The sequence below is a fragment of the Collibacillus ludicampi genome (assembly GCF_023705585.1).
Taxonomy (GTDB): Bacteria; Bacillota; Bacilli; order Tumebacillales; family BOQE01; genus Collibacillus; species Collibacillus ludicampi.
This window is the reverse complement of sequence record NZ_BOQE01000004.1, coordinates 1-1,999: the sequence shown is the minus strand read 5'-3', so window position 1 is coordinate 1,999 and position 1,999 is coordinate 1. Positions and strand designations below refer to the sequence as shown.

At 46.8% G+C, this 1,999-nt stretch carries 3 protein-coding genes; 1 reads left to right on the top strand and 2 read right to left on the bottom strand.

Annotated features, from left to right (window positions below):
• Together DNHGIG_RS20855 and fadR are read right to left on the bottom strand one after the other, a co-directional pair.
• On the bottom strand, positions 1 to 664 hold a 664-nt coding region (locus DNHGIG_RS20855), incomplete at its 3' end, for an electron transfer flavoprotein subunit beta/FixA family protein (RefSeq protein WP_282201586.1).
• A 36-nt stretch (positions 665 to 700) separates the two neighbouring features.
• Positions 701 to 1,291 carry a fatty acid metabolism transcriptional regulator FadR gene (fadR, locus tag DNHGIG_RS20850; protein WP_282201334.1) on the bottom strand — a complete coding sequence of 197 codons (591 nt, stop codon included), beginning with the start codon at positions 1,289 to 1,291 and terminating at the stop codon, positions 701 to 703.
• 433 nt (positions 1,292 to 1,724) lie between these two features.
• On the opposite strand from fadR, the gene phaP reads away from it, so the two are divergent.
• The coding region (gene phaP / locus DNHGIG_RS20845; RefSeq protein WP_282201585.1) for a polyhydroxyalkanoic acid inclusion protein PhaP at positions 1,725 to 1,999 on the top strand (275 nt) is incomplete at its 3' end.

The window sequence follows — 1,999 nt, the reverse complement described above, 5'->3', positions numbered from 1 at the left end:
TCGTTTCGAGAACTTCCGTTTTGGCTGCCACATCTGATGCGGATAGTCCGAGTTCACCGGCACCAAGCACCGCGACCGGTTTCTTATTCGCTTTGCGAATACCGATCAAAGACGGGTAGCGCGGTTCGTTTAACCCCTGCTGAGCGGTTACCAAGACGGGAAGGGTTGCTTCCACAACTTCCACATCCCCTTCTGCATCGCGCTCTGCCGTTACTTTCGACCCGTCAATCGTAAGCTTTGTGATCGTAGCGATGTGAGGAATGCCAAGCAATTCCGCGAGTCGTACCGCCACTTGTCCTGAACCGTCATCCACCGCCTGGTTACCCGCGAGGATGATATCAAAAGATTTTCCTTCAATCGCTTTGGCCAACACTTTAGAAGCAGTGTACTCATCTCCGAACAACGTCTCATCGGAGATGTGAATCGCTTCATCCGCCCCCATGGCAAGCGCTTTCCGAATCGCTTCTTCTGCGCGCGCAGGACCGATCGTCAACAGTGTGACGGTTCCTCCGAATTTGTCCCTCAGGACGATCGCTTCTTCTACCGCATATTCATCGTATGGATTGATGATAAATTGAACGCCGTCTTCTTTGACCTTGCCGTTTTCCACGACAATTTTCTCTTCTGTATCAAACGTTTGTTTGAGACAAACCAAAATGTTCATCCTATAAGTACTCCTTTCACATCAACTTTACGTGTGTCACGCTTTCAAACCATTGACAAGGACGTCACAGACCGGGTCGATCAAGGAAATGAGATCATACTTGGCTCCCGAGAGGATCCATGCGGTAACCGTTTCGTCAAGCGTCCCGAAGATCATGCGACGGGCGATTCGCCGGTCGATCGTCTCCCGAAAAACGCCCTTTTCGACTCCGCGGTCGATCGTCTTAGCGATAATCTGTTGGAAAGGTCTCATGATTTCGCCGATCTTCCTGCGCATTTCCGCATCCGTCTGTCGTAAATGAACTTGCGTGACGGTCGCCAGATTCGTATCGCTCCCCAACGTTCGGAAGTATATGGATACGATCGCGTGAAGCGCATCGATCGGTTTATCTTCCAAGCGTTTATATTGAATCAGGATCTGTTCGACGATATCGCCGATCGTCACGCGCAAAATCGAGATGAGAATATCCTCTTTGTTCTTGAAATACAGGTAAACAGTTCCGTCAGCAACTCCCGCTTCTCGAGCGATGCGCGAGATCGGCGCGCCATGATACCCCGATTCTCCCATCACCTTGACAGCAGCACTTAAAATGGTTGCATATTTATCTTTGGTTTTTTTGTTTGCGATCGTTAACCACCACCAATGAATGAATAATCATTCACTTGTCTACAATCGTATGATAATTCTACAACTTTGTCAACCGGTTGTTTGGTTGAGTCGAAAAATTTTTTGCAAAAACACTGTTTGTTTCCTGATAGCCTCTCATGCCGTAAGCGGTGCCTTTGAGGAGGAAAAGTTTCTTGGGTGGGCGTAATGCTTTGCGTGAGACAGCGACTTTGGAGGTCGTCTCGCTACAACTAAACATATTCTAAGCGAGACGACCTCCACGGAGCGCGAACGCAAAGCATACGCCCGCCAAACTACACATTTTTCAAAATAGTTTCCGAATGACACGATTTCCTATCTTGTTATGGATGGAACTGTTCAATTGACACAATTAACCTATAGATGTAAAATACATATAGATGTACAATTTGTTTTTTGAAAAGGAGGATCCACCATGAGTCAAAAAGAACAAAAACTCGGAGTAGCGGAAGTAATACCAAAAGAGCAAAAGAAAGAAGCGAAGGCACCTCAATATCGCGTGGATGCATTGGTTGACACATTCTGGAACGGATATTTGTCCGCTGTCTCCCATACCCATCAATCATTAGAGAACTACGAAGACGCGTATCTACTCACCTTGAAAGAAACATTGAAACTGACGGAAAGTTATCGTCGCCAAGTCGAAGAGTTAAAAGAAGCGTCACAAACCAATTGTCATCTGTTTAAAGG